19 protein-coding genes are annotated in these 20,539 nt (G+C 70.3%); 12 read left to right on the top strand and 7 right to left on the bottom strand.

Going from position 1 to position 20,539, the window contains the following annotated elements; translation table 11 throughout:
* Positions 1–741 precede the first annotated feature (741 nt).
* From ACLQ3B_RS19470 to ACLQ3B_RS19435, 8 genes are all read left to right on the top strand, one after another.
* Positions 742–1,266 (top strand): PadR family transcriptional regulator, encoded by a 525-nt coding sequence (locus tag ACLQ3B_RS19470; RefSeq protein ID WP_425782133.1) that lies wholly within the window; start codon positions 742–744, stop codon positions 1,264–1,266.
* 14 nt (positions 1,267–1,280) lie between these two features.
* Complete coding sequence (locus tag ACLQ3B_RS19465; RefSeq protein ID WP_425782147.1) at positions 1,281–1,991, top strand: ABC transporter ATP-binding protein; 711 nt, start codon at positions 1,281–1,283, stop codon at positions 1,989–1,991.
* Positions 1,988–4,183: an FtsX-like permease family protein gene (locus tag ACLQ3B_RS19460; protein ID WP_425782132.1), complete on the top strand. Its 2,196-nt coding sequence runs from the start codon at positions 1,988–1,990 to the stop codon at positions 4,181–4,183. Before ACLQ3B_RS19465 ends, ACLQ3B_RS19460 begins: the two co-directional genes overlap by 4 nt.
* Positions 4,184–4,286: 103 nt before the next feature.
* Positions 4,287–4,664, top strand: coding sequence for a lactococcin 972 family bacteriocin (locus ACLQ3B_RS19455; protein WP_425782131.1), 378 nt, complete (start codon positions 4,287–4,289; stop codon positions 4,662–4,664).
* 104 nt (positions 4,665–4,768) lie between these two features.
* The gene (locus tag ACLQ3B_RS19450) at positions 4,769–5,755 is read left to right on the top strand and encodes a hypothetical protein (protein ID WP_425782130.1); all 987 of its coding nucleotides are present in this window, start codon (positions 4,769–4,771) and stop codon (positions 5,753–5,755) included.
* Complete coding sequence (locus ACLQ3B_RS19445; RefSeq protein WP_425782129.1) at positions 5,752–7,074, top strand: hypothetical protein; 1,323 nt, start codon at positions 5,752–5,754, stop codon at positions 7,072–7,074. The genes ACLQ3B_RS19450 and ACLQ3B_RS19445 overlap by 4 nt, the downstream gene beginning before the upstream one ends.
* Positions 7,075–7,076: 2 nt before the next feature.
* The gene (locus ACLQ3B_RS19440; RefSeq protein WP_425782128.1) at positions 7,077–7,745 is read left to right on the top strand and encodes an ABC transporter ATP-binding protein; all 669 of its coding nucleotides are present in this window, start codon (positions 7,077–7,079) and stop codon (positions 7,743–7,745) included.
* A 145-nt stretch (positions 7,746–7,890) separates the two neighbouring features.
* The gene (locus ACLQ3B_RS19435; protein ID WP_425782127.1) at positions 7,891–9,096 is read left to right on the top strand and encodes a DUF418 domain-containing protein; all 1,206 of its coding nucleotides are present in this window, start codon (positions 7,891–7,893) and stop codon (positions 9,094–9,096) included.
* Between the two features lie 66 nt (positions 9,097–9,162).
* Here the strand turns inward: ACLQ3B_RS19435 and ACLQ3B_RS19430 are convergent, their stop codons facing one another.
* The 5 genes from ACLQ3B_RS19430 to ACLQ3B_RS19410 are packed head-to-tail and all read right to left on the bottom strand — an operon-like array spanning position 9,163 to position 13,345.
* Complete coding sequence (locus ACLQ3B_RS19430; RefSeq protein ID WP_425782126.1) at positions 9,163–9,777, bottom strand: hypothetical protein; 615 nt, start codon at positions 9,775–9,777, stop codon at positions 9,163–9,165.
* Positions 9,774–11,162 carry a hypothetical protein gene (locus tag ACLQ3B_RS19425; protein WP_425782125.1) on the bottom strand — a complete coding sequence of 463 codons (1,389 nt, stop codon included), beginning with the start codon at positions 11,160–11,162 and terminating at the stop codon, positions 9,774–9,776. Before ACLQ3B_RS19425 ends, ACLQ3B_RS19430 begins: the two co-directional genes overlap by 4 nt.
* Positions 11,159–11,959 (bottom strand): ABC transporter ATP-binding protein, encoded by an 801-nt coding sequence (locus ACLQ3B_RS19420; protein ID WP_196930288.1) that lies wholly within the window; start codon positions 11,957–11,959, stop codon positions 11,159–11,161. Before ACLQ3B_RS19420 ends, ACLQ3B_RS19425 begins: the two co-directional genes overlap by 4 nt.
* Before the next feature lie 34 nt (positions 11,960–11,993).
* A complete protein-coding gene (locus tag ACLQ3B_RS19415) occupies positions 11,994–12,797 on the bottom strand; it encodes a hypothetical protein (protein ID WP_425782124.1) in 804 nt (267 codons plus the stop codon).
* Complete coding sequence (locus ACLQ3B_RS19410) at positions 12,794–13,345, bottom strand: RNA polymerase sigma factor (RefSeq protein ID WP_425782123.1); 552 nt, start codon at positions 13,343–13,345, stop codon at positions 12,794–12,796. The genes ACLQ3B_RS19415 and ACLQ3B_RS19410 overlap by 4 nt, the downstream gene beginning before the upstream one ends.
* 308 nt (positions 13,346–13,653) lie before the next feature.
* On the opposite strand from ACLQ3B_RS19410, the gene ACLQ3B_RS19405 reads away from it, so the two are divergent.
* Entirely contained in the window at positions 13,654–14,946 is a 1,293-nt protein-coding gene (locus ACLQ3B_RS19405; protein ID WP_425782122.1) for a multidrug effflux MFS transporter, read from the top strand.
* A gap of 46 nt (positions 14,947–14,992) precedes the next feature.
* On the opposite strand, the gene ACLQ3B_RS19400 is transcribed toward ACLQ3B_RS19405, so the two are convergent.
* Positions 14,993–15,664 carry a hypothetical protein gene (locus tag ACLQ3B_RS19400; RefSeq protein WP_425782121.1) on the bottom strand — a complete coding sequence of 224 codons (672 nt, stop codon included), beginning with the start codon at positions 15,662–15,664 and terminating at the stop codon, positions 14,993–14,995.
* Positions 15,665–15,687: 23 nt separating this feature from the next.
* Between ACLQ3B_RS19400 and ACLQ3B_RS19395 the strand changes: the two genes are divergently transcribed.
* Both ACLQ3B_RS19395 and ACLQ3B_RS19390 read left to right on the top strand, forming a co-directional pair.
* Positions 15,688–16,206, top strand: a complete 519-nt coding sequence (locus ACLQ3B_RS19395) for an acyl-CoA thioesterase (protein ID WP_196928284.1) — start codon at positions 15,688–15,690, stop codon at positions 16,204–16,206.
* A gap of 143 nt (positions 16,207–16,349) precedes the next feature.
* Positions 16,350–18,359 (top strand): acetoacetate--CoA ligase, encoded by a 2,010-nt coding sequence (locus ACLQ3B_RS19390; protein WP_425782120.1) that lies wholly within the window; start codon positions 16,350–16,352, stop codon positions 18,357–18,359.
* Between the two features lie 158 nt (positions 18,360–18,517).
* Here the strand turns inward: ACLQ3B_RS19390 and ACLQ3B_RS19385 are convergent, their stop codons facing one another.
* Positions 18,518–19,207 (bottom strand): TIGR03089 family protein, encoded by a 690-nt coding sequence (locus ACLQ3B_RS19385; protein WP_425782119.1) that lies wholly within the window; start codon positions 19,205–19,207, stop codon positions 18,518–18,520.
* A 154-nt stretch (positions 19,208–19,361) separates the two neighbouring features.
* Here ACLQ3B_RS19385 and ACLQ3B_RS19380 point away from each other — a divergent pair, with 154 nt between their 5' ends.
* Positions 19,362–20,507 (top strand): glycosyltransferase family 4 protein, encoded by a 1,146-nt coding sequence (locus ACLQ3B_RS19380; RefSeq protein ID WP_425782118.1) that lies wholly within the window; start codon positions 19,362–19,364, stop codon positions 20,505–20,507.
* The last annotated feature ends 32 nt before the right edge of the window (positions 20,508–20,539 follow it).

The raw sequence follows: 20,539 nt of genomic DNA, 5'->3' as shown, positions 1-20,539 counted from the left end.
ACCGCCGGCCGCTGGAGGAACTGCCGACCATCCACCAGGATGCAAGCAACGGCAAGCTGCTCGGCAAAACAGTCATCATCGTCGCCTGACGCCACGCCGCGTCCACATCCACCATCGAAGCCCCTCTTCGGTGGTGGACGCCGAGGTATACGGAGTAGCCCGGCCGGCCGGTCGGAGCCGCGGCCAACTCGGCGTCGTTCGTAGTCGTCATGGGCACGGTGCTCGCAGCGCCCGGCGACCGGCGCTCCGTCTCTCGCGTTCGGAGGGCTGCCCTCGGTGACGGCGCGGAAATCACGTCGCACTCAGCGCGCGGTCGACGGCGGAAGCGAATGTCGTTCGGCGCGAAGGGGAATGTGGTCTGGCCGGTCGAGGCAGAGATCGCATACGTACTCATCGACAGAAGCGGATGCCACGTGGAGATGTCGACTGGACGCCCGTCACGCAACGTCATCGACGGGCATGCCGACAGCTTTTGGGGCGGGCGTTGGCGTCGGCGTAGCGGTGCAGCAGTTCGCGGATGTCTGGCCGAGCGCTGCTGGACGTGCTCAGCCGCGCGATTGGCGAGCGGAGAGACTGCGGACGCCACGGTCCACAGCAGCTGCACGTGAGGCGGGGCTGACCCGAGGCGGTCCTTGGCCAGGGCGCCTGCACCCGTTGGCCGACCAGCCGACGCCGTCGAGACGCCGCACCTTTCCGCCGCCGGTGGGTTCCTCATGTAGATATCGCGTATATAGTGGTGTGGTGGACAACACGACTGCGCTTCTTGGCCTGCTAGGGGCCGGTGCGAGCTACGGCTACGACCTCAAGAGCAGCTACGACCGCTGGTTCGGCATGAAGAAACCGCTGGCGTTCGGGCAGGTGTATTCGACACTGACGAGGCTGAGTCGGAACGGCTGGATCGAGCTGGTCGGCGCCGAGGCGGGGTCCGGGCCGGACCGCAAGCGGTACGGGATCACCTTGGCGGGCCGAGGCCGGGTCCAAGAGTGGATGTTCACTCCCGAGGTGCCGTCCGGGACTCTGCAGAGCAACCTCTTCGCGAAGACGATCATCGCGTTGCTGCTCGGGGACCCCGCTGGCCGCGTGCTCGACCTGCAACGCGCCCAGCACATGGCTCAGATGCGCGAGCTGACAAAGGAGAAACAGGGCGCACCCCTGGAGACCGTGCTGGCGTGTGATCACGCCCTGTTCCACATTGAGGCGGACCTGCGCTGGATCGACCTGACGGCGTCGCGCCTCTCCGAGCTGCGGGCGGCGGTGGCGAGGTGAGCGAGGCCGAGGTGATGGGCGCGCCGTCGCCGGCGGCCGGGGGAGGGCCGGCGCCCCTGCTGCGGGCGCGCGGCCTGCGGCTGGCGTTCGGGCTGACCGAGGCCTTGCGCGGCATCGACGTCGACATACGCGCCGGAGAGATCGTTGCCGTCACCGGGCCGTCCGGCTCGGGAAAGTCCACGCTCCTGCACGTGCTTGCCGGTGTCCTGGTCCCCGATCACGGCACCGTCGACTACAGGCAGGTCCGGCTGACCGCGCTTGATGAGGCGGGCCGGTCGCGGTTGCGGCTGGGCGAGTTCGGGTTCGTGTTCCAGTTCGGTCAGCTCCTGCCCGACCTGTCCGCTGTGGACAACGTGACGATACCTCTGCTGCTGGCGGGCACCAGGCGTAGCGAAGCGTTGCGACAGGCAAGTGTGTGGCTCGAACGACTCGGGCTTGCCGAGCACTCGGGCAAGCTGCCAGCGCAGTTGTCCGGCGGCCAGGCGCAGCGCGTCGCCGTGGCCCGGGCGCTGGTCACCGAGCCGACCGTCCTGTTCGCCGACGAGCCGACCGGCTCGCTGGACTCGCTCGCCGCCGAGAACGTGATGCTCGCCCTCACCCAGGCGGCGCGGGCGACCGGCACCACTGTCGTGCTCGTCACTCACGACCCGCGCACGGCCGCGTACGCCGACCGGGAGCTGATCGTCCGCGACGGGCTGATCACCTTCGCCGGGTTGACCGAATGAGCCTCTTCTCGCTGGCGAGGTTGCTCACGGCGGGCGGCCGAGGCGCGCGGAGCCGGCTGGTCGGCATGGCCGGCGGTGTCGGGGTCGGCGTCGCGCTGCTGCTGTTGCTGTGGGGCGCGTACAACGGCCTCGCGTCCCGCACCGAACGCTCGACCTGGACCACGTTGAGTGCCGGGGTGTCCGCCCAACAGGTAACCGATCCCGCAGGGGTCGCGCTGGGGGACGACACGGTGCTGGCGTCGACCACCTCGGACTTCTTCGCGGGACAGGTGATCACCCGGGTCGACCTCGCCGCCTCGCCGGCCTCGACCGTGGCCATACCCGGCGTCGGGCGCGCTCCGCGGGCTGGCACGTATCACGCCTCGCCGGCGTTGGTCGCCCTCATCGACGCCCATCCGGCCGATGAGCTCGGCGCCCGCTACGGCACGAGGGTCGGCGTGATCGGCGACGCGGGGCTGGCGAGCCCTGATTCGCTGGTCGTCGTGGCGGGCGCCGCGACCAGCGACCTGGATCCGGCGCGAGGCGGCAGCGCGTCGGGCGATTCACAGTTCGGCGTCTGGTCCGTCGCGGGGTTCGGCGGTGCCGCGTATCCGAGCGTCGCTTACCGCACGGTCGCGATCATCGGTGCGATCGCCATCCTGCTGCCGGTTCTGATACTTGTCGGGATCGTCACCCGCCTGGGTGCGACCGAACGCGCCGAGCGTTTCGCCGCGTTGCGCCTCATCGGCGCCACACCGCGCCGGGTCGCCGACATCGCCGCCGTCGAGACCGGCGTGACCAGCCTCGTCGGCGCGTTCGCCGGTGCCATCCTGGCGTGGCTGCTCATCCCGGTCGCTGCCGGGATCGAGGTGGGTGATGGCCGGTTCTTCCCCACGGACCTGACCGTGGCGCCCTTCACCGTGGTCGTCGTCGTCGCGGGTGTCGTCGCCGTCTCCACGGCCGTCGCGTGGTGGCGCACCGCCCACGCCGGGATCGGGCCGCTCGGCGTCACCCGCGATCGGTCCGAGGGCCGCCCCGCAGCCCTCGCCGTCGTGCCGCTGGTCGTCGGCGCGGCATTGATGCTCGGCGTCACGCTCGTGTCTCTGTCCGGCTCGCGGTTCGTGGGCATGGAAGTTCTTCTCGTCATGGGCTTCGTGCTGGTCTCGCTCGGGCTGGTGACCTCCGGCCCGGTGCTGACCTTCTGGGTGGCCCACCTCATGGCCCGTGGGGTCCGGGGCACGGCCGGTGTCATCGCGATGAACCGGATCCGTCGGCACCCTCGGGCCACGTTCCGCGCGGTCAGCGGTCTGGTCGTGGCTGTCTTCATGGTGTCGGTGTTCTCAGCGGCCATCACCGCCGTCGGCAGCGAGTCTGCCCGTGAGGACAATGCCGACCGGCTACCGAAGTCCACAGTGGTTGCTCGTCTCAACATCCCGTCCACCGAAGCGGACGCGGCGATTGCACAAGCGTTGCCGGTCGCCCGCACCGCCGGAGTGACGGTCGCGGCGCTCGGCTACCACCACCCGGAAGAGGGGATCGTCTTCGTTGCATCCGATGCCGCGCGGCTCGGGTTGCCCGTCCCCGCCGGAGCCGGCCATGTGCGGGTGACAAGCGACTACTTCGAGGGTGGACCGCCTGTCGTCTCCGCGTCGGCGGCGTCCGCCAACGCGCCGGCGATTCTTGTGGTCGCCACCGACGGTGCGGCGGCCTCGATCGAACGCGCCCGCACCGCGGTGCTCGGCAGCGGACTGCGACTGGCGCTACCGCCGACGACGCGTCCCGAGCAGGCGGCCTCGGCGTTGGAGACGACGGCGAACCGCTACGCCGGCCTCGCGGGCCTGGGCATCCTGGTGGCCACAGTCATCTCCGCGGTCTCGTTGGCGGTCTCGACCACCGCTGCCATCCTCGACCGTAAGCGGATGCTCGGCCTGCTGCGGCTCATGGGTATGCCCGCGTCAGCCTTGCGACGTGTCATCCTCGCGGAGGCCGCGCTACCCCTCGCCACGGTCTTCGCCCTCTGTATCGGGCTCGGGTTCCTGGTCGCCTGGTGCGTCGTCGCGGGCCTCACCGAGGGACGCCGTGCGATCTCCTGGCCGGACCGGTCCTACTTCCTTGCCCTGGCTGCGAGTCTCCTGCTCGCCGCCGCCGCGATTACCGGCACGTTCCGAACGGCGCGCAAGAACACCGAGATCTCGGTGACGCGCTTTGAGTAGTTAACTGAACGCAATCAAATAGACACTTGCTGATGCCGACAGCCCTCTGTATCGTCTTTTGCGGACGTCCAATCAACATCCGCCGTAGAGGAACGGGGAAGCTATGTCAAGTACGCGTAAGTCGCTCAAGGTGCGAGCCTCGCAGACGATTGCGGTCGCCTCATTGGCCGGCTTCATGCTCGTCGGGGGCGCCGCTGGTGCACAAGCCGCCTCTGGTGGCGGCGCCACGCCGTCCGGAGGGTTTTCGCCTGCGGCGTGTTCGAGCACGGGCGGCGGCACCTGGTGTCAAGGCACCGCCGCCAACGGAGTCCTGAAGCAGTGCTACTCCAACTACTCGCACCCGTCGAACTACCACAGCTCGACTGCGGTGCTGGCCAGCGGCACGGACAAGGGATACGCGAACGCCGGCTACTTCTCGTACGCCGACGTAACCGCTGGTTGGGCCTACACCTGCTACACGTACTGGAACAACGCGGCCTGATCCCGTCATGACGAAAAAGTGATCGCGCATCGGACCCGGCGACGGTCGGGTCCGATGCTGTCATCGGCCGTCTTGTGGTTCGACTTCGGGGGAGAACCAACAACTTGAGAACCGTATTCTCCTGTTTGTTAACGGGGATTTTTCTGGCCATCGGTTCGGTCGTTTTCGCGGATGCAAGCTTTGCCCAGCAATCGCGGAGCGAGGTCGCCGCGAGCCGGATCGGCACCCCATTCGTCTGGCCGGACGGCGTTCGCGCGGCCGAACCGGCGATGGCGCTACGCATTCTCGCCGAAGCGAGCGAGGCAACCGCGTCGAACGTCCTGCGCACGTCGGTCGGCACCGTGGCGTCCGGGCGAACCCAGATCACGCACTACATCATCATGGGTGGCGATCGCAGTCGCCTGTTCGACGACTTCACGCTTGCCGAGGGTCGCTGGCTCACCCCTGCCGAGTCGCGTTCGTCGGTGGCGACCGTCTCCTCGGCTCGGGTCGGCGCCCGAGACAACGTCGGTGTGCCTGCGGTCGTCAACCACCGGTACGACCTCACGTTCGCGCCGTTGCGGCATGCCTTCGACGCGCTGCCGACCGTGGGGCGGTACGTCGTTGAGTCCGCCGACCCGGCCGCCACGCATCGCTTCCTCGCCATAGTCCGCGAGCGACTTGTCGAAGCGGGAGTGCCTGGACTCACCCCAGGCGAGTTGACCGATGTCCCCGCTGAGGACTCGCTCGAAGGCGGCGTGAGCCAGGCGATCTTGGCGTACGTCCTCACCGGTCTGGCCACGCTTGTCGTCGCCGTCCTCTGCCTGCGCGAAGGCAAACGCATCGGTGTGCTGCGGTTGATGGGTCACTCCGCACCGCGTATCTGGTACCAGGTCGTGGGGAAGTTGCAGCTCAGCTCCACTGCCGTCGCCCTGTGCGCGCTCCTGGTCGCCTCATTCGCCGTTCCCGACGTCGATGCGCCGTTCCTGCGTACCCTCGCCGTCCCGCTCGTCGAGGTGGCGGCGATCGGTGTTGCGGCCACGACCGGCGTCGGACTCCTCGTCATCCGGCGCGTCCACATCGCTGACCTCGTCAAAGGAAGCCTGCAGTGAGCACTCAGACGCGAACCAAGAACTTCAGTCCGGCACCGGCCAAGAACTTCGGTGCGACGGTCGTCACGTCCGCGGTGGTCAAGGCGGTCGTCGGGGCGCTGCTCGTCGTTCTGGTCGTGCTGGCGTGGCAGCAATTCGACGATCTGCGAGAACAGCAGGAGGAGAACGCCAACTGGAAGAGCCTCTCAGAGTACGCGGTCTTCTATCCGTTCTCGGTGGGGAATGACCGCGAGAATCTGAAAACCGGAAGCGATGACATGAGCATCGCGATAGCGCGCGACCTGTACCCCGAACTCGACAAGGCCGGCGCGCTCTACGTCGACGCCATCAACTACGTGCCGAGGGCTCCGACGCAGCCCGTACCACCGTGGCCGACCAAGCCGATCCGGGTGAACACCAACTATCTCGACAAGTACCCAGTTTTGGACGAGTCCGGGAAGCCGATCGTGGTCGATGAATCCGAGCAGGCCTGGGTGGTGGCGGTGTCGAGCCAATTCAAGTCGCGCGAGGCAGAGTTCAAGGCGTACCTGCAGACACAGCGGACGGGTAGCAACGATGTGATGGGCGCCGTCCAGGCATACGGGAAGATGCTCGGTGAACCTGCACCGCCGCAATTCACTGACCAAGCTATCCGCATTATCTGGATGGCACCCGGCCAAGAGGTGTTCAGCTTCAACTCGCTGGTGAATCCCAACGACGGAAACATGATCAAGAATCCTGTCATTGAGATCATGACGCAGGCGAACAGCCTCCCGGTGGACCGGTTGAACGCGATCACCGGCGCTCTGAACCCGCCCTTGAAGGTACGTGTCAACGGCGATTCCGCAGCGGTGTTCCGCAGCGTCGAACCGCAGCTGAAAGAGCTGAAGCTCGACGACAACCTCCAGCATCTCGTGACCGGCTACGAGGCCATGGACACCGAAAACGCCAAGGTTCGCAGCGCCATATCCTGGCTCGCGGCGTTCGCCGGCGCGGCCCTGATCGTCATTCTCCTACTGAACGCCACGATGGTGTTCGTCGCATCCGATCGGCACCGCAAACGACTCACCGTACGACGGCTGCACGGCATGGGCTTCCTGCGGTCCTACCGGGAGTTGCTCACCTTCCTGGGCCTGACCGCGCTGTGGCAGGCCATCCTCGCCGGCGTGCTCGTCACCGGGCTGCTAGCGGTGGGGGTGGCAACCGGAGCCGGTTTCACCACCTTTCTCATGCTCCTGGCGGTCACTGTCGCGGCGCTGTTGATCGAAGCCCCGTTCCTCATCCTGATCGCGACAGTGCTGGAACGCCGGAACGCGGCCCGACGACTGAAGGAGCTCTAACGGTGGACAACAGCGTCGAACTCCGCACCGTCCGCAAGCACTACGGCGGCCGTCAAGTCCTGAGCGACTTCGACCTCCAGGTCAAGACCGGGGAGATGCTCGCACTGACCGGCGCGAGCGGCACGGGCAAGTCAACGGTGCTCAACATCATTGGCCTGCTGGACTCCCCGGATGCCGGCGAGGTTCGCCTGCTGGGCGGCAAGGCGCCCGGGCCGCGCAGCCGTGCCGCGAACCGGCTCCGGCGTCTGCACCTGGGTTACCTGTTCCAGAATTTCGCCCTCATCGACAACGAGTCGGTCGCGCACAACCTTGAGATCGCGTTTACCGATTCGGCCGGCCGTACGTCGAAGAGGCACAGCATGGCGGCGGCGCTCGACCAGGTGGGGCTTCCGGGATCGGAGAACCGCAAGGTCTTCTCGCTGTCCGGCGGCGAGCAGCAGCGGGTCGCCGTCGCGCGCCTCCTGCTGAAGCCCTGCGACATCATCCTCGCCGACGAACCAACCGGCTCGCTGGACGATGACAACCGCGACATCGTCATCGACCTGCTGTGTGGGCTCAACGACGCGGGCAAGACCGTCATCCTCGCGACGCACGACGACGACGTGGCCAAGAGATGCACGAGGACGGTAACTCTCAGCGGTAGCGCGGCGCGGAAGCGGTTGAAGGGCTGAGTTGGGGCCTTTCGACAGCTGAGGGCCGGTGCGGGTAGGGCCTACCCCACCGGCCATCTTCCCGCTCACCGGCTGTCGTCCGAGTCGCGCAACTTCATAGGGTCACAGGACAGTCGCCCGATTCCTCTCCGTGCGGAGGTTGTCCGTGAGCCACTCCATCAAGGACCCGCCCGTCGAGAAGTCAGCGTCATCCGGGACGCTGTCCCGGATCGTCGATGTCGACGCGTTGCGCGCCGTGGCGCTGCTTTTCATCCTGATCGTCAACATCGCCTTCTTCGCGTCCGGCTACCCCTTCCAGCTGGTTCCGGATCCCGCACACGACTCGTGGGGCGACCAGGCGGTCCTCTGGCTGGTCGAGCTGCTCTTCACGATGAAGGCGTACCTGCTCTTCTCCTTCCTGTTCGGCTACAGCTTCACGCTCCAGCTCGATTCGGCCGCGCGGCGCGGCGTCGACGTCGCCCCACGGTTCCGGCGACGGTTGGCCGGGCTCTTCGTGCTCGGCATCCTGCACGCGGTGCTGCTGTTCCAGGGCGACATCCTGGCCACGTACGCGTTGCTCGGTCTGGTCCTGCTCGCCATGCGGAAGGTCCGCGTCGGGACCGCGCTGCGCGTCGCCGTGCTGCTGACCGGCGTGATCGGTTTCGTCCTCGCGCTCGCCGCCACGGGCGGGACCCAGCTGGTCACCGACCCGGCGGCGGCACTGGCGGCGGGACAGCGGTCCACCGAGGCACTACAGGGTGGGATCGGCGGACTGATCGCCGAGCACGTACGCCAGCTGCCGGCGATGGTCGGCACGCTCCTCGTGCAGGGCCCGCTCGCCCTCTCGGCCTTCCTCTTCGGTTACGCCGCCGGCCGGCGCCGGCTGCTCGCCGACATCGCCGGGAACCGGCAGCTCCTGCGCCGGGTGCAGCGGCTGGGCTATCCGATCGGCCTGGCCGGTGCGGTGATCTTCGCATCGGGCGGGGGCACCGCCAACCTGACCGGGCTGACGGTGGGCGTGCTCACCGCACCGCTGCTCGCGGCCGCGTACGCCGCCACCCTGCTCCAGTTCTTCCAGACCGACCGGGGGCGGCGGGTCGCCGCCGTACTCGCGCCGGCCGGCCGGATGTCCCTGTCGAACTACCTGGGTCAGTCGCTGCTCTGCGTGCTGGTCTTCACAGGCGTCGGGCTGGGCCTCGCCGGTGCCGTCGCGCCAGCGGTCGTCGTCCTCATCGCGGTCGCGATCTACGGTGCGCAGCTCGCCGCGAGCGCGGCGTGGATGGCCCGCTTCCGGTACGGGCCGATGGAGTGGCTGTTGCGGGCCTGGACCGAGCAGCGGTGGCCACGGCTGCGGGCCGCGGACCCGGCGTAGTTCGGCAGTGGACGTCCCTGGACAGCACGTCCGGTGCCCCGGGACCCCGGAGCACCGGAGCGTCCGTCACCGGTCGGGGGCGGTTTCGCTCACCGGCCGCACGGGGCAACCCCGCAGGGTGTACGCGAGCAGACCGGTCACCGCCAGGATCACGGCGCAGGCGGTGGCGGCGGTGGTCCCGGCGGGTTGGATCAGCCAGCCGGCGACCTGCATCTTCGGGTCCGGGCTGGGCCCCATCATCGGCAGCACCGCGATGAGGGTCCAGGTCAGTGGGGCGATCCAGGCCAGGGCGGCGCCCAGCAGGGTGGCGCCGAGCGCGGTGAGCCCGAGCAGCCCCGCGGTGTTGCGCAGCATGAGGGCGAACGGCTCGTAGCGCGTGTCGGTGATCATGCTGAGGGACAGCAGTGCGGTGATCGCGGCGGCGGCGAGCAGCAGGTGCCCGGCGCGGCGTACCGGCCAGTTGACAGCCATGGTGTGGTCGAGGGCGTCGTCGGCGCCGTTGAGGGTGGTGCCGACCGCGACCACCGCCAGCATGATGGCGAGGCTGGCCGTCCGGGCGCTGATGGTCGTCGCGTCGGTGTAGGCCAGCGACAGCGCCCACGCCAGCGCGATCAGGGCGGTCGCGGTGGCCATGGCGAGGGGGACCCGACGGGAGCGCAGGTGCAGCTGGAGCCACCTCACTGCTGCTCCGCGGGCAGGATCGCCACCAACTCGTCGTCCCGGCAGTCCAGCACGCCCTCGCGTACCGCTGCCATCCGGCGTCGTTGCTCGACCTCCGGCAGGCTCACCAGCGCCTGGTACGCGCTCTCCAGCCCCGCCACCTCCTCGGGTGCCCATCCCTGTTGCGGAGCCGGTGGTCGACCGGTCAACCAGGCGGCGGCGACCATCCGGGCCCGGTACACGTCGCCCCGAACCGCCTGGTCGCCGCACTCCTGCTGCCAGGTCGCCTCCAGCAGGGACGGCAGGAAGTAGTCGCCGGACAGGTCGGCCCGCCCACCCCGGTCGATCGTGGGGGTGTCGAACACGATCGTGTCGGCGGAGTGCCGGGGCGGTGCCTGGTCCCGGTCCAGCCGCGCCCAGTAGCTGACCTGTTGGGTCTCCACCGCCCGGACCGGTGCGTTGGGTAGCTTCGCCGCGATCGTGGCGAGCGCCTGGCGGGCGGGGCCGACGACGGCGGGCAGCAGCCCGGCGTGCGCCCGCGTCACGCAGACCTGCGGACCGTCGTTGTCGCAGACCAGTTCGATGGCGACCGGGTCGACGACCGCCGCACCCCGGGCTCCGCCGACCGGCAGCAGCGGTAGCGCGACCGCGACGCCGAGCACCGCCGGGAGCACGGCGAACGCGATGGCGCGGCGACGGACCGCGCCGAGCAGCAGCAGGCCGGTCACGGCGAGGGACACCAGCCACAGCGCCTGGAGCAGGCTGACCCGCGTCGCGATCGTCTGGAAGTCGTCCAGGCCGGTGATCGTCGGTAGGAGCAGCACGCCTGCCGGTTCCGGCCGGAACTGCGCGATCTCCGCGCCCGTGTCGGGTGCCGTGGCCAACTCCGGCACCAACCCCACCAGGACGAACCCGACCACGGCGAGGACCGGCGCGGTGATCACCCGGGGCACGGCCCGGCCGGCGGCCATGCCCAACCAACCCGCCGCGATCAGCGCCAGAACGCCGACCGCGAAGACGATGATCGTCGCGGTCGGGAAGTAGGCCGACGTCGGCACCACCCATCCGGCCGCGATCACAAAGACCAGGATGTACGCGGTCACCACGGTGACCGCAAGAGCGCTGGCGGTCGGAACGACACGCTGCCACCGCGGCCGGACGGTGCTGGCGAACAACTCGTCGACCCGGTGACGCGCGTCGCGCCGGCCCATCCACGCCCCACCTGCCAGCGCGAGTGGCAGCAGCACCATCAGCATCGACCGGGCGAGCACCGCCAGCTGCATCCACCGCCCCGCGAAGAACTCGGTGGACGACAGCAGCAACGCCGCGCCGGTTACCAGCAACAACAGGCCGGTGCCCAGCGCCGCCGAGCGGCGCAGCTCGATGCGGAGAATGCGTCCCGTCATGCCGACACCCGCCCGCGGTAGGCACGCAGCAGCGACGAGTAGCCACGTTCGGTGGCGCTGTCGCCGGCGTCGCCGGCCCCACCCTGCTCGGTGAGCTGCCCGGTGGTGCCCTGCCACACCAACCGGCCCTCACTGATGAGCACCACGTCGGAGCAGGCCACCGCGACGTCCTCGACCAGGTGGGTGGAGACGAGGACGCAGCTGTCCAGTCCGATCTCCCGCAGCAACTCGCGGAAGTCGAGGCGCTGCTCCGGGTCCAGGCCGACGGTCGGCTCGTCGAGCAGCAGCACCGCCGGGTCGTTCACGATCGCCTGGGCGATGCCGGCGCGGCGCAGCATCCCGCCGGACAGCGTCTTCATCCGCGAGTCGGCGCGGTCGGCCAGACCCACCCGTTCGACGGCCCGCTGCACGGCGCCCGGGATGACCGCCTTCGGCATCTCCTTGAGCCAGGCGACGTACTCGACGAACTCCCGGACCGTGAAGCGCGGGTAGAAGCCGAAGTGCTGCGGCAGGTAGCCCAGGCCGCGGCGTACCTGGCGGAGGTCGGCGTTGCCGGTGACCTCGCCGCCGAGCAAGGTCAGCCGCCCACCGGCCGGTTTCAACACCGTGGCCAGGGCCCGCATCAACGTCGTCTTGCCGGCGCCGTTCGGGCCGAGCAGCCCGTGCACACCGGTGCCCAACCTCAGGTCGAGCTCGTTGACAGCGAGGTGTCGGCCGGCCCGGACCTGCAACTTCTCGGCGTGCACCGCCCACGCATAGGTGGACGGCGCGGTCTCCGCCACGCTGACCGTACGCATCATGATCTCTCCATTCGGCCCTGGCTCGATGTCGTCATCGGTGCAGAAGGTTCTGGTGCGGATCGGGCGGACGTCGCCGGGCCTGGACGAGCACGACGGCCGTCAACGCCACGGTGGTGAGCGCCCACCCCGGCAGGCTGCCGCCGGTGAGGATCGCCGGGAGGTGCCCGTCGGCGAGGCTCGGCACGACCACACCGGCGGACCAGACGACGGCCAGCGCGAGTGCCGCGCGGTCGACCCCCACCACCGTGCCCAGCGCCAACGCTCCGGCGGTGAACCCCAGGACGGGCAGCAACCAGAGCCCGGGGGAGTGCCCGGTGAACCAGCCGGCCACCGCCAGCACCGGGATGACCGCCGACAGCACCCCCAACGTGCGGCGCATCAGCAGCGGTAAGCCGGTGCGGGGCATGGTGGCCGTCAGTTCCCAGGCGGGGTCGAGGCGCCGACTCCAGACCGCGGCCACCGGCAGCAGCGGCGCCACCGGCGCGATCAGCAGCACCAGCGACGGCAGGCTGTCGAACGTCCACTCGAACAGGGCCGCGGCCAACATCAGCCCGGTGGCGGTGACCAGCCAGGGCAGGACCCGTGCGGCGACCCCGGTGCGCAGCAGTCGGCGACGGCGTACCGGACCCGGGCCGGTGGCGATCCCGGTGGCGATTCCATCCGCCACCCGGTCCAGCAGGTCCCGCGTCCCCGGGTCGGCGGCGTCGGTAAGCACCGCGCGGCAGGCGGCACAGCCCTCCAGGTGCGCCTCGACCGCCCAGATGGTGGTGTCGTCGACGTCGACGTCACCGGAGGCGTACTGGGAGATGAGGGTGGGTGTCGGATGAGTGGTCATGACAGCGCCTCCCGGAGGGCGATTCGGGCCCGTCGGGCCCGGGTCTTCACGGTCCCCTCCGGCATGCCGAGCAGCAGAGCGGTCTCCCGCGCGGTCAACCCGTCGAGGACCATCGAGCGCAGCACCTGACGGAGTTCCGCCGGCAGCGCGTGCAGGGCACGCTCCAGGTTGGCGTCCATCCCGCCGGCCAGCGCCTCGTCCTCGGCCGCCGGTGCCACCGTCTCGAAGGTCCGCACCGCCGGCACCCGCTCCCGTCGGGCCCGGTGGCGGAACGCGTCGATCAGCCGGTGCGCGGCGATCGTCCACAGCCAACCGAGCGCGCTGCCGGAGGCGGACGACTGCGCCTGGCTGCCGGCCGACCGCCAGACCGCCAGGTACGTCTCCTGCAGCACCTCGGCCACCACGTCCTCGTCGGCGCAGCGCCGACGCAAACGCGCTGTCAACCACGGGGCGGTGCGCCGATACAATGCGTCGAACGCGCGCCGGTCGCCCCGAGCGACGCGGCGCAGGAGCTCACCCTCGTCGAGCCCGTCCAGACTTCGTCTCACACCAGGCAAGACGACGCGCACCCCGGCCCCGGTTTCGATCCTGCTGTGACACCGGTCACAGCCCTCCCGGCCGGGCCGGACCGCGTGACTCCCCACACAACGGGAACGTCGCGCACCGCCAAGGTGTTGCCGACCGGGGGATTCACCCTCGGATCATCGCCCACCCGGCCACCCCCGCCACGACCCCTGCCTCGTCACGTCCACGCAGCCCACCGCCGGCACCCCACACCGTGCCGCCGCGTCCGCGCGGTCCCGGTGCCGCCCCGCGCCGCTCGTGACGACGCACCAGCTTCGGCAGAGAGATCGAGATGATGAAGCAGTTGGTGGACAAGACCGGACGCGATTCCGCCGTCGCGCAAGAGGTGCTGCCCGGCGACCTCATGACCACCCGTCAGCGGGCGCAGCTCGTCCTCGTGCTGGGCGCGTTGATCGCGATCGGGCCGTTGACCATCGACATGTACCTGCCCGCGCTGCCCGCCATCACGGCGGGCCTGCAGACCACCGAGACCGCTGTGCAGTTGACGCTGACCGGCACGCTAGTCGGCCTCGCGTTGGGCCAGTTGCTGATCGGGCCGCTCTCCGACGTGGTCGGGCGGCGGGTGCCGCTGCTGGCCGGTCTGGCCGCGCACATCGTGGCATCAGTGCTGTGCGTCTTCGCGCCCAACATCGCGGTGCTCGGCGGGCTGCGCGTACTCCAGGGGCTCGGTGTCGCCGCCGCCACAGTGGTCGCGACAGCAGTGGTCCGCGACCTGTTCAGCGGTGCCTCCTTCGCCCGGATCTTCTCCCGGCTGATGCTCGTCATGGGCCTGGCGCCCATCCTCGCGCCGACGCTGGGCAGCGGCCTGCTGGGCTGGACCGACTGGCGGGGCGTCTTCGCGGCGCTGGCGGTGCTGGGCGCGCTGCTGATCGTCGTGGCCGCGTTGCGGCTCCCGGAGACCCTTCCGGTGGCACGTCGGCGGCACGGCGGGGTGAGCGCCACCCTGCGGGACTACCGGGGATTGCTCAACGACCGGGCGTTCGTCGGTCTGGTGCTGGTCGCCGGGCTGGCGATGGCGGCCCTGTTCGCGTACGTCTCCGGGTCGTCGTTCGTGCTCCAGCAGGAGTACGGCCTCGACGAGCAGCAGTTCGGCATCGCCTTCGGGGCCGGCGCGGTCGGCCTGATCGGGGGCACCCAGTTCAACGTGCGGTTGCTGCGCCGCTACACCCCGCAACAGATCCTGGTCAGCGCCCTGATCGCGGGAACGGCGGCCGGCCTGCTGCTGGTGATGTTCGCGGCGACCGGCTTCGGTGGCCTGGGCACCCTGCTCGCGGCACTGTGGCTGGTCCTGGCCGCCGCCGGCCTGGCCCTGCCGAACGCGCCGGCACTGGCCATGAGCCGGCACAGCGAGGCCGCTGGCACCGCCGCGGCGCTGCTCGGCGCGGTGCAGTTCGGCATCGGTGCGGTGTCGGCGCCACTTGCCGGTCTGTTCGGCACCGGGAGCGTACCGATGGCGATCGTCATCGCGGGCGGCATGGCCGCCGCGCTGATCGTCATGCTCTTCGTCGTTCCCCGCGCCAGCCTCGGCACGGTCGACCCGGACCTGGCAGTCGCCCTGCACTAGGGCGAAAGACGGAGGGGCGGGCCGGTCTACCGGCCCGCCCCGACGATCAGCGGATCTCGGTGGTGTCCTCGGGGCGCGGTTGACCGCGCGGTGGGGCGGACCAGGGTGATTCGCCACCCACTCGGCGGGGCAGCGGCTCGGTAGGTGTCGAGTCGGCCGGGTAACCCAGAGTGAGGGGCGCGGTGTCCCGCTCGGCGGGCGCGGGGGACGGCCAGTCGGTCAACGTGAAGTCGTCGTTGCGGGGGCCTCCGTCCGACGCGGGGGCGGGTGCCGTGGCCGGATCCGCCGCCGGGATCGGCCACTGCCGCCAACGCTGTTGGCTGAAGGTCGCCATCAGCAGCAGCAGGCCGATCAGGAAGAGCGTGCCGTTCTCCACGGGCAGTCGCAGCGGCAACGGATCGCCGAACACCTTCCACTCGTGCGGGATCGTGTCCCGCACCGAGAAGGGCGCCACGAACATCCCGATGTACGGGGTGACCAGCAGCGCCCCGGTCACCAACGGGCCCAGCGGCGAGAAGCGCAGCGTGCCGAGCAGGCCCAGCAGGATACCGCCGACACCGAGATAGACGGCCGGCTCGATCAGGTTGGCGGTGTTGAACGTGCCGGTCTCCACCCAGCGGTCGACCGTCCGGCTCGACCCGTCCTGCCCCAGTGTGACAAGCACCCAGGTGATGGGCGCCACCACCAGCCCGGCGAGGAAGCTCCAGAGATGTCGCATCCGCGCACCGTACCGTTTTCGACATGACTGAGCACCTCTCCGCCGCTCCGACCGGCAAGCCGACGTCGTACTCGCGCGTCACTCTCAGCAAGATCATGACGGCGGTGGACGTGAACCTCTACGGCACCGTGCACGGCGGGGTTCTGATGAAGTTCGTCGACGACGTGGCCGGGGCCGCTGCCGCCCGACACAGCGGCGGCACCGCGGTGACAGCGGCGATCGACGAGATCGTCTTCTCCGAGGCGGTCCGGGTCGGCGACCTCGTGCACGCGCACGCCCAGGTCAACTGGACCGGCCAGACCTCGATGGAGGTGGGCGTGCGGGTGGTCGCCGAGCGGTGGGACTCGGCCGAGGACGCGCCGGTCCGGGTGGCCACCGCGTACCTGGTGTTCGTCGGCGTGGACGTGGGTGGGGCGCCGCGGACGGTCCGCCCGGTGCTGCCGGAGACGGCGGAGGACGAGCGGCGGTACAAGGAGGCGGAGATCCGCCGTGCGCACCGCCTCGCCCGCCGTCGCGCCATCCAGGCCCACCGCGCTGGCTGACCCACATGAGGTGGCGGGTTGGAGTGTGGGACGGGCACGCGTCGATTGGCCCACCCGGTGCGCAGAATGGCGCTTCGAGGTAGGGCAAGATGGCGCCACGGCCCAGTCACAGTGTCGTGTCGGGCCAGGGGGAGGGTGGAGCAGTGGGTGACATGCTGTGGGCGCCGCCGACGGACGTACGCGAGCGGTCCCGGATCGGCGCCTACCTGCGCTGGCTGCGGGAGCACCGCGGGTTGGACTTCGCCGACTACGACGCGCTGTGGCACTGGTCCACCACCGACCTGGACGGGTTCTGGCGCTCGATCTGGGATCACTTCGAGGTGGTCGCGCACACCCCGCCGACCGCGACCCTGGCCGAGCGGGGAATGCCGGGCGCCCGTTGGTTCCCCGGCGCCACGCTGAACTACGCGGAGAACGTGCTGCGGATGCCGGGGCGGGCCGACGACGACCCGGTGGTGATCTCCCACGGGCAGACGCGCCCGCCGGTCACGCTGACCGCCGGGGAGTTGCGCGAGCAGGTCCGCCGGGTGTCGGCCGGGCTGCGCCGGCTCGGCGTCACCGCCGGTGACCGGGTGGCGGCGTACGCCCCGAACATCACCGAGACGTACGTCCTGCTGCTGGCCACCGCCAGCCTGGGCGCGATCTTCTCATCCTGCGCGCCCGAGTTCGGCACCCGCAGTGTCACCGACCGCTGGCAGCAGATCGAACCGACCGTGCTGGTCGCGGTGGACGGCTACCGGTACGGCGACAAGCCGGTGGACCGGCGTGCCGAGGTCGCCGCGATCCGGGCGGCCCTGCCGTCGGTGCGCCACACCGTCAGCATCGGCTACCTCGACCCGACGGGCCCCGCGCCGGAGGGCGCGCTGGGCTGGGCCGAGCTGGCCGCGCCCACCGACGAGCCGTCGACGTTCACGCCGGTGCCGTTCGACCACCCGCTCTACGTGCTGTACTCCTCGGGCACCACCGGGTTGCCGAAGCCGATCGTGCACGGCCACGGCGGCATCCTGCTGGAGCACCTGAAGATGCTCGCCCTGCACCACGACCTGGGCCCGACCGACAGGTTCTTCTGGTTCACCACCACCGGTTGGATGATGTGGAACTTCCTGGTCTCCGGCCCGGCGGTGGGCGCGGCCATCGTGCTCTTCGACGGCAACCCAGGGGTCCGGGCGGAACCCGGCCGGCCGGCTGAGCCCGACCTCGGTGGGCTGTGGCGGCTGGCGGCGGAGACCGGCACCACGTACTTCGGCACCTCCGCGCCGTACCTGTTGGCCTGCCGCAAGGCCGGGTTGGTCCCCCGGGACGTCGCCGACCTGTCGGCCCTGCGCGGCGTGGGTTCCACGGGTGCGCCGCTGCCCGCCGAGGGTTTCCGCTGGGTGTACGAGACCGTCGGCGACCACCTCCAGCTCCAGTCGCTCTCCGGTGGCACCGACGTGTGCACCGGCTTCGTCGGCGGGGTGCCGCTGCTGCCGGTGTACGCCGGTGAGATCGCCTGCCGGGCGCTGGGCGCGAAGGTGGAGGCCCGTTCCGCCGACGGCACGCCGGTCATCGGTGAGCTGGGCGAGTTGGTGATCACCGAGCCGATGCCGAGCATGCCGGTGGGCTTCTGGAACGACCCGGACGGCATCCGCTACCGCGAGGCGTACTTCGACGTCTACCCGGGCGTCTGGCGGCACGGTGACTGGATCACCATCAACGAGCGGGGTGGCTGCGTGATCACCGGACGCTCCGACGCCACCCTCAACCGCGGTGGGGTCCGGCTCGGCACCGCCGAGTTCTACTCGGTCGTGGAAGGGCTCGACGAGGTGCTCGACTCGGTCGTCGTGCACCTGGAGGACGACGAGGGCGGCGCCGGTGAGCTGCTGCTCTTCGTGGTGCTGGCCGAGGGTCTGGAGTTGGACGACCCGATGCGCACGAGGATCTGCCGTGAACTGCGCTCGGCGCTCTCACCCCGGCACGTGCCCGACGAGATCCATCAGGTGCGTTCGGTGCCTCGTACCCTCTCGGCGAAGAAGCTGGAGGTGCCGGTCAAGAAGATCCTCACCGGCACTCCTGTCGACCAGGCCGCGGCCAAGGGCGCCCTGGCCAACCCCGAGTCCCTGACAGCCTTCGCCGCCCTAGCCCAACGCCGCCCCCCCAACAAAACCCCCGCCTAACCCACCCCACCCCACCCCACCCGCCCCACCCCACCCCACCCCACCCCCGCCCGGGTCGATCATGGAGTTGTGGTGCCCCACAAAACGGGCACCTGGATACCAAATGCCCACCACGACTCCATGATCGACCCAAAGCCGGCCGGAGTGCGGCAGGGCGGTTACGGGAGGGGGTGGGTGACCTTTTCCGCGGTCAGGCGGGCTGGCAGGCGAGTCGGGTCCTGGTTGGCGCAGAGGACCACGGTGGCAGCTCGGGTCAGCGGGGCCAGCAGCCAGTCGACCGGGTCGGGGTGCCGGGCGGCGTCGATGAGGACCCGGGCACCGGGAAGAATGCCCAACTCGGTGGCGCGGGCGTCGGCGCGGCCCAGCAGGTGCGCGTCGGCGGGGCCCGGACCGGACTGTGGAGTGAAATGGTCACCGTGGCCGCGTACCTCGACGACGTAGTCGGCGAACCCGGGCGGCACCTGCCGTAGCGGGGCGGCGAGCGGGGCCAGCCCGAGGGCGTACCGCTCGTCGGCGGACCAGGACTGCGCGGCGTCGAACTGGTCGACGGAGGCGAAGAGCACCCCCACGTCGCCCGGCGTGTCCGCCACCGTCAGCTTGGCCGACCAGCAGCCCAGCAGCACCGCCGCGGTCTGCCAGTGCGGCGGCAGCAGCACGCCGGCCGGGGTGCCCGGCGCGAGGCCGACCTCGTCGACGAGAAGGTTGGCTGTCTTCGCCACCCAGTTCGCCAAGGTGGCGCCGGAGAGTTCGGTGCGGTCGCCGGTGGCGTCGTCGTACCAGGTGAGCAGCGGTCGGGTCGGGTCGGTCGCGATCGCGTCGGCGAACACCCGGGCAATGTTGTCGGCCATCGGCGCGAACGATACGCCCCTGCGGCCCGTACTCGATGACGATGACAAGTCGGCGTACCGTCGGGTCGCAGTCAGCGTCGGCCCCGCGCTCCGGCGTAGGCTTGACCCCCGGAGTGTTGTTCCCCACAGACCCGCCATTACAAGGAGTCGCCCCGTGACCGCCGGTCGCCCGCCCCGCGTGCTCATCGACGCCACGAGTGTCCCCACCGACCGTGGTGGTGTCGGTCGATACGTCGACGGTCTGCTCGGTGCCCTCGGCAAGGTGTGCGGGTCGGGGGTGGAGCTGGCGGTGGTCAGTCTCCGCACCGATCTGGAGCGCTACACCCGCATGCTGCCCGGCGCGGAGATCATCCCCGCCCCCGCCGCCGTGGCGCACCGGCCGGCCCGGCTCGCCTGGGAGCAGACCGGCCTGCCGCTGCTCGCCCAGCAGGTGGGCGCAGAGGTGCTGCACTCTCCCTTCTACACCTGCCCGCTGCGGGCCGGCTGTCCGGTCACGGTCACCGTGCACGACGCGACGTTCTTTACCGAGCCGGAGCATTACGACAAGTCCCGCCGCACGTTCTTCCGCAGCGCCATCAAGACCTCGATGCGCCGCGCCAACCGGGTGATCGTGCCCAGCAAGGCCACCCGCGACGAGCTGATCCGGCTCCTCGACGCCGACCCGACCCGCATCGACGTGGCCTACCACGGCGTCGACCAGGCTGCCTTCCACGCTCCCACCGAGGAGGAGAAGGCCCGGGTCCGCGCCCGTCTGGGGCTGGGCAACAGCAGCTACGTCGCCTTCCTCGGCGCCAAGGAGCCACGGAAGAACGTGCCCAACCTGATCCGTGGGTGGGCGCGCGCGGTGGCCGACCGGGTCGACCCGCCGGCCCTCGTGATCGCCGGTGGGCAGGGGCACGACGAGGACATCGACCGCGCGGTGGCCGAGGTTCCGTCGCACCTGCGTCTGCTGCGTCCCGGCTACCTGCGCTACGGCGACCTGCCGGGTTTCCTCGGCGGCGCCCTGGTCGCCGCGTACCCGTCCTACGGCGAGGGTTTCGGGCTGCCGATCCTGGAGGCGATGGCGTGCGCCGCCCCGGTGCTGACCACGCCCCGGCTCTCGTTGCCCGAGGTGGGCGGCGACGCCGTCGCGTACACCTCGGAGGACCCGGAGCAGATCGGCATCGACCTGGCCGCCCTGCTCGACGACGAGCAGCGGCGGCTGTCGCTGGCGAAGGCGGGGTTCGACCGGGCCAAGGAGTTCACCTGGGAGTCCAGCGCCGAGGTGCACATCGCCGCGTGGAGTCGCGCCCGCTCCTGACCCTCCACGCCGCTGCCGGTGACCCGTGCCAC

This window comes from Micromonospora sp. DT53 (assembly GCF_049841535.1).
GTDB lineage: Bacteria > Actinomycetota > Actinomycetes > Mycobacteriales > Micromonosporaceae > Micromonospora.
This window is presented reverse-complemented; position numbering and strand designations above follow the sequence as displayed.